We start from the raw sequence: 7,049 nt of genomic DNA, 5'->3' as shown, positions 1-7,049 counted from the left end.
CAGCCGCGGGATCCGCAGCGGCAGATCGCGCCGTTCTCGTCGATGGTCACGTGGCCGATCTGGCCGGCCTTGCCGGTGACCCCGCGAAACAGCTGGCCGTCGAAGAGAAGGCCGGCGCTGATGCTGTGCCCGACGCGGATATAGGCGGCACCCCGCGACCCGCGGGCTGCTCCGGCGCGCAGCTCGGCAAGCCCGCCGAGGTTGGCCTCGTTGTCGAGGAAGACGGGGCGCTGGATTCGGTTCTCGAATTCCTCGGCGACCGGCACCCCCTTCCACCCCTTCATGAGTCCAGGGGTGGAGATGAAGCCCGTGTCGATCTCGACCGCGGCAGGAATCGCGACGCCAACGGCGAGGATGTCGCCAAGGGTGGCGTTGACCGTCTCGACCATGTCGCTCAGCAGCAGTGCAGCGCGATCGAGCTCGCGGTCGTACTTGTGCTCTAGCGCGAGGGGAACGTGGTTCTCTGCGACAACCGTTCTGCCGATATCGGAGATCGCGATTCGAAGGTGGCGGGCAGAGAAGTGCAGGCCGGCGACGAGCCCGAGCTGCCGCGCCAGCGTGACCTCGATCGCCCGTCGACCGCTCCGCGAGCCCACTGTGGTGTGGAGAACACCGGATGCCGCGAGCTCTTTGACGATGTTCGACACCGTTGCGGGCGACAGCCCCGTCGCACCCGCGAGTTCGACCTGGGTGAGGTGCCCGTGGTGCTTGAGGGAGTCAACAATCCGGGCGCGGTTGGCTTCGCGCAGTGAAGTCTGCGATCCCGGCGTTGGGCGACGGCTCGTCACAAGCACACGATACACGGCATCCGGCGCGGAAACTCGCGGGTGCGGTATCCCGTTCGGGGGATCCCGGCGACGGTGAACGCCTTCTTCGGGGGCAATATGTTGTTTCCGTGACTTAATTACTTGACGGCAAACGGGGGTATTTGACCTCAAATCTAACGTTTTGGTCGCGCTTGGGTTTACTAGTTGACGCCAACGCGATGGGGCGTTACCGTCGGACTCGGCGCGGGTGAAGACCCGGCCGGGATAGACCCATGACGAGGAGGTCAGCTTTTGCAGAGTGCGGCGCCAACAAGCCCCACGATTCTCGAGATGAGGTCGATCACCAAGGAGTTCCCTGGTGTCAAGGCACTCGAGAACGTCAACCTCACCGTGCGGGCAGGCGAGATCCACTCCATCTGCGGTGAGAACGGCGCGGGCAAGTCCACCCTCATGAAGGTGCTCTCCGGCGTCTACCCCTACGGCACCTACGAGGGCAGCATCGTCTTCCAGGGCTCAGAGGTGCGGTTCAAGGACATCAAGTCGAGCGAGCACGCCGGCATCGCGATCATCCACCAGGAGCTCGCCCTCGTTCCCCTTCTCTCGATCACAGAGAACATCTTCATGGGCAACGAGCCGACCAAGTTCGGCTCCATCGACTGGGTCGAGGCCAAGAGCCGGGCCAAGGAGCTGCTGGCTCGCGTCGGCCTCGACGAGGATCCAGACACCCTCATCAAGAACATCGGCGTCGGCAAGCAGCAGCTCGTCGAGATCGCCAAGGCGCTCAACAAGTCGGTCAAGCTTCTCATCCTCGATGAGCCGACCGCCGCCCTCAACGAGTCCGACTCGCAGCACCTGCTCGACCTGCTGCGCGGCCTCAAGGGCAAGGGCATCACCTCGATCATGATCTCCCACAAGCTCAACGAGATCGAGGAGATCTCCGACTCGATCACCATCCTCCGCGACGGCAAGACGATCGAGACCCTCGACGTCGAGCACGACGGGGTAGATGAGGAGCGCATCATCCGCGGCATGGTCGGTCGCACCCTCGACAACCGATTCCCCGATCGCGCCACGAACATCGGCGAGGTGTTCTTCGAGGTGAGGAACTGGAATGTGCGCCACCCGCTCGTCGCCGAGCGCATGGTCGTCAAGAACTCGAGCTTCGTCGTGCGTCGCGGCGAGGTCGTCGGCTTCGCCGGGCTCATGGGCGCCGGTCGCACCGAGCTCGCCATGAGCATCTTCGGTCGCGCCTACGGTGTCTACGAGTCGGGAACCATCATCAAGGACGGCAAGGAGATTCGCCTTCGCACCGTGCAGGAGGCCATCGACCACGGCCTGGCCTACGTGAGCGAGGACCGCAAGGCTCTCGGACTCAACCTGCTCGACGACATCAAGCGCTCCACCGTGGCTGCGAAGCTCAAGAAGATCGCCAACCGCTTCGGCACCGTCGACAAGGCGAAGGAGTACACGGTCTCGGAGAAGTACCGCAAGAGCCTTCGCATCAAGACGCCGTCGGTCGACGAGGGAGTCAACAAGCTCTCTGGAGGCAACCAGCAGAAGGTCGTCCTGGCGAAGTGGATGTTCACCGACCCAGACCTGCTGATCCTCGACGAGCCAACTCGCGGCATCGACGTCGGAGCCAAGACCGAGATCTACGGAATCATCCGCGACCTCGCCGCGGCGGGCAAGGGCGTCATCCTCATCTCGTCGGAGCTGCCAGAGCTGCTCGGCGTCTCCGACCGCATCTACACGATCTTCGAGGGCCAGATCACCAACGACCTGCCGGTCGACAAGGCAGATCCGGAGACCCTCATGCGCAGCATGACCTCGGCACCCACCAAGAACGAATCCACCCGAAACTCAGACAAGAAAGCGGCGATCCGATGACCGACGTGACCACCAAGAAGAAGACCGGCGGCTTCCGTGACCTCCGCCTGATCTTCGGAGGTGCCCAGTCCTCCGCCCGCCAGTTCGGCATCCTCGGTGCCCTCATCTTCATCATCGTGGTCTTCCAGATCCTCACGGGCGGCAAGACGCTCAACCCGGCGAACCTCATCAACATCGTCAACGGCAACTCCTACGTGCTGATCCTCGCGATCGGCATGGTGATGGTGATCATCGCGGGCCACATCGACCTCTCTGTCGGATCGGTCGCGGCGTTCGTCGGCATCATCGTGGCGCAGTCCATGTACGTGTGGAACCTGCCGTGGCCGCTCGCCATGGTGCTCGGCCTCGTGGTCGGCGGCCTCGTCGGAGCGTGGCAGGGATGGTGGGTCGCCTACGTCGGAGTTCCGGCCTTCATCGTGACCCTTGCCGGCATGCTGTTCTTCCGCGGAGCGAACCAGTTCGTCGGCAACTCGACATCGATCCCGGTTCCCCAGGAGTTCAAGTTCATCGGCGGCGGATACATCCCCGACTTCGGCCCCGACTTCGGCTTCAGCAACCCGACCCTCCTCCTCGGCGCCCTCGTCGGCGTCGCCATCGTGTGGCAGGAGTTCCGGGCACGCCGCATCCAGCGCGTCATGGGTGCAGAGGTCGCTCCGGTGTGGGTGCTCACGGTCAAGCTCGCCCTGCTGCTCGGGGTTGTCGTGCTCGCCACCGTGCTGTTCGCCTCTGGGCGAGTGGGCACGAGCTACCCGATCGCCGGCATCATCCTCGGCGTGCTTGTGCTCGTCTACTCGTACATCACCAACAACACGATCATCGGCCGGCACATCTACGCGGTCGGCGGCAACTGGCGGGCGGCAGAGCTCTCTGGTGTCAACATCCGTCGCGTCAACTTCTTCGTGATCTGGAACATGTCGGTCATCGCGTCGATCGCCGGCATGATGTGGATCTCCCGAGCTGTCGCATCCGGACCCGGCGACGGCGTCGGCTGGGAGCTCGACGCGATCGCGGCCGTCTTCATCGGTGGCGCTGCCGTCTCCGGCGGCATCGGAACCATCGTCGGTTCCATCGTCGGAGGCCTTGTCATCGCGGTCCTCAACAACGGCCTGTCGCTGCTGAGCGTCGGCGCCGACAGCGTCCAGATGATCAAGGGTCTCGTGCTGCTCGCTGCCGTCGGTATCGACGTCTACTCGAAGCGCCAGGGCAGGCCGTCGATCATCGGACTGCTCACGCGGAGCCGCAGAAGCCCGTTTGACGACACCCCTGCGGCTCCGCAGGATGCAAAGACTCCCACCCCTACGGGTGGGGCCCAGGATACCGTTCGGCCGAAGGACCTGACTCCCGAAGGCTAAACACAGCGGTATCCATTCCACAGATGCACCAGGAAAGAGAATATCAATGAAGAAATTCATCATCGGGACGACTCTCGTCGTCACGGCTGGGCTGGTCCTGTCGGGCTGCTCTCCGCGTGAAGAGGCACCCGCTGCAGGCGGCGACGGCGGCTTCGAGGCAGGCTCCGTCATCGGTGTCGCGCTTCCTGACAAGACCAGCGAGAACTGGGTGCTCGCGGGCGCCCTCTTCGAGGACGGCCTTGACGCTGCTGGCTTCAAGGGCGACGTGCAGTACGCGCCTGCCAGCAACACGGTTGCCGAGCAGCAGAACCAGATCTCGTCGATGATCACCAACGGCGCCAAGGTCATCATCATCGGTGCGAAGGACGGCGCACAGCTGTCTGCGCAGGTCGAGGCAGCGCACGAGGCCGGAGCAGTCGTCATTGCGTACGACCGCCTCATCCTCAACACCGAGGCCCTTGACTACTACCTCGCGTTCGACAACTTCAAGGTTGGCGAGCTGCAGGGCCAGGCGCTGCTCGATGGTCTTGCCGCGAAGTTCCCGGACAAGGACACCTACAACATCGAGCTGTTCGCCGGTTCGCCCGACGACAACAACGCCGGAGTCTTCTTCGACGGCGCGATGAGCGTTCTCCAGCCGAAGATCGACGATGGCACGCTCAACGTCGTCTCTGGCCAGACCGAGTTCGACCAGGTCGTCACCCAGGGCTGGAAGGCCGAGAACGCTCAGAGCCGTGCAGACACCCTGCTGGCCGCGAACTACCTCAGCACCGACCTTGACGGTGTGCTCTCGCCGAACGACACCCTCGCTCGCGCGATCATCACCTCGGTGACCGCCGCTGGCAAGCCGCTGCCGATCGTCACGGGCCAGGACTCCGAGGTCGAGTCGGTCAAGTCGATCATGGCTGGCGAGCAGTACATGACCATCTACAAGGACACCCGTGCTCTCGTCGCCAAGGCGATCGAGATGGTCGAGACCCTTGCTGCTGGTGACAAGCCAGAGGTCAACGACACCGAGTCGTACGACAACGGCGTGAAGGTCGTTCCCTCGTACCTCCTCGCACCGGTCGTCGTGACGAAGGACAACGCAGCTGAGGCGTACGCAGAGAACGAGGCTCTCCTCGCTCTCACCAAGTAGCACCAGCTCTAAACGCAGTACCACCTAGCACGAGGCCGGTCGGGGTTCGCCCCGGCCGGCCTTCTGCGCTCCCCGGTGAGATGTGGGGAGGGCCGCGGAGCGGCATAATGGCAACCGGCGCTCACTTTGTGAACGTTTCCACTTTCCACAACGAGGTTGGGATTGAGCAGTGGTGACTGAACCGGATCGGGGCCGTGCCCCCAACATCCGCGACGTTGCCGCGCTCGCCGGTGTCTCGTACCAGACCGTCTCGCGGGTGCTCAACGACAGCGCGAACATCAAGGAGAGCACGAAGGAGCGCGTCAACGACGCGATTCGCCAGCTCGGCTACCGCCCCAACCAGGCCGCTCGCGCCCTCGTCACGAGCCGGTCGCGCACCATCGGCGTTCTCTCGGCCGATGCCAAGGCGCACTACGGGCCGGCGACGGCGATCAACGCGATCGAGCAGGCGGCGAGGGAGTCGGGATACCGGCTGAGCATCACGAGCATCGGCTCGTCAGACTACGCCTCGATCAAGAACGGCCTCGACTACCTGCTCAGCCAGTCGGTCGAGGCGCTCATCGTCATCGCGCCGCAGGTGCGGGTGTTCGACGCCATCAACGAGATGTCGGTCAACATCCCCTTCGTGACCCTGGAATCCACGGGTCGCGACCCGCGCCACAGCCTTTCTGTCGACCAGATCGCCGGCGCGCGGCTGGCCACCCGGTACCTCATCGACCTCGGCCACACCGAGATCATCCACATCTCGGGTCCGCAGCACTGGATCGAGGCAGAGGCCCGAATGCAGGGCTTCCTCGACGAGATCATCGCGGCCGACCTGCGAGTGCGCGCCCCGATCCTCGGCGACTGGAGCGCCCACTTCGGCTACTACGCCGGCCTCGAGCTGCTGCGCTACCGGGACTTCACCGCGGTCTTCGCCGGCAACGACCAGATGGCCCTCGGGTTCCTGCACGCGTGCCGCGACAGCGGTCTCGACGTGCCGGGCGATATCAGCGTCGTCGGGTTCGACGACATTCCGGAGGCCGCGCACTTCGCCCCGCCCCTGACCACGATTCGCCAGAACTTCGCCGAGGTCGGCCGTCGGGCGGTCGCACTGCTCATCGCAGAACTGCATGGCGAGACCGAGCTGACGCACGAGTCCATTCCGGCAGAGCTTGTCGTGCGCTCGTCGACCCGCTCGATCTGAGCGTTCCCCCCTCATCCGCGGGTCAAATCCGCATGTTTCCGGCATTCTTTGTCTCTGATTGATCACGGTTTGGTTGCTGGCTTGACACATGTGACCGTTTCGCATGTAATCTAACGACGTGGATGTGAACGGTCACATTCCACCGCGAATTTTCAGCAACGACAACGAGGTCAACCACCGTGACACAGCCACGCAGCCACGATCGCGCTAGGAGCGCATCGTGAGCGAGTTTGCACCAGAGGTGCAGGTGGCGATCGCTCGTACTCGTGAGCAGGTGGCACTGCTGCACAACGAGCTGGTGCATTACGGCCTCGTCGTCTGGACCGGCGGCAACGTCTCTGCCCGTGTTCCCGGCGCCGACCTGTTCGTCATCAAGCCGAGCGGGGTGCCGTACGAGGACATCTCGCCAGAGAACCAGATCCTCTGCGACCTCGACGGCAACGTCATCCCCAACACTCCGGGATGGGACCGCTCGCCGTCGAGTGACACGGCGGCGCACGCGTACGTGTACCGCAACATGCCATCCGTTGGCGGGGTGGTGCACACGCACTCGACCTACGCGACGGCGTGGGCGGCGCGCGGGGAGGCGATTCCGTGTGTGATCACGGCGATGGCCGACGAGTTCGGCGGGGAGATCCCGGTTGGCCCGTTCGCGATCATCGGCGATGACTCGATCGGGCGGGCGATCGTGGCGACCCTGTCGGGGCACCGGTCGCGGG

The 7,049-nt window shown here is 64.2% G+C and carries 6 protein-coding genes; 5 read left to right on the top strand and 1 reads right to left on the bottom strand.

The genetic code is table 11. From position 1 onward, the window contains the following. Nucleotides 1–788, bottom strand: a 788-nt coding sequence (locus AC14A7_RS03625; protein WP_484006522.1) for an ROK family transcriptional regulator, incomplete at its 3' end; no start/stop codon positions are given. A 309-nt stretch (nucleotides 789–1,097) separates the two neighbouring features. Between AC14A7_RS03625 and mmsA the strand changes: the two genes are divergently transcribed. The 5 genes from mmsA to AC14A7_RS03600 form a co-directional block, all read left to right on the top strand. After that, nucleotides 1,098–2,654 (top strand): multiple monosaccharide ABC transporter ATP-binding protein, encoded by a 1,557-nt coding sequence (gene mmsA / locus AC14A7_RS03620; protein ID WP_484006521.1) that lies wholly within the window; start codon nucleotides 1,098–1,100, stop codon nucleotides 2,652–2,654. Further along, nucleotides 2,651–4,006, top strand: coding sequence for a multiple monosaccharide ABC transporter permease (mmsB, locus tag AC14A7_RS03615; RefSeq protein ID WP_484006520.1), 1,356 nt, complete (start codon nucleotides 2,651–2,653; stop codon nucleotides 4,004–4,006). The genes mmsA and mmsB overlap by 4 nt, the downstream gene beginning before the upstream one ends. Nucleotides 4,007–4,052: 46 nt before the next feature. After that, nucleotides 4,053–5,144, top strand: a complete 1,092-nt coding sequence (locus tag AC14A7_RS03610; RefSeq protein WP_484006519.1) for a substrate-binding domain-containing protein — start codon at nucleotides 4,053–4,055, stop codon at nucleotides 5,142–5,144. Nucleotides 5,145–5,313: 169 nt separating this feature from the next. Beyond that, nucleotides 5,314–6,330 (top strand): LacI family DNA-binding transcriptional regulator, encoded by a 1,017-nt coding sequence (locus tag AC14A7_RS03605; RefSeq protein WP_484006518.1) that lies wholly within the window; start codon nucleotides 5,314–5,316, stop codon nucleotides 6,328–6,330. A gap of 220 nt (nucleotides 6,331–6,550) precedes the next feature. Further along, the coding region (locus AC14A7_RS03600) for a class II aldolase/adducin family protein (RefSeq protein ID WP_484006517.1) at nucleotides 6,551–7,049 on the top strand (499 nt) is incomplete at its 3' end.

It is taken from the genome of Conyzicola sp., from assembly GCF_057073975.1.
The sequence above is the reverse complement of the archived record's forward strand: the minus strand, read 5'-3'. Positions and strand labels throughout refer to the sequence as shown.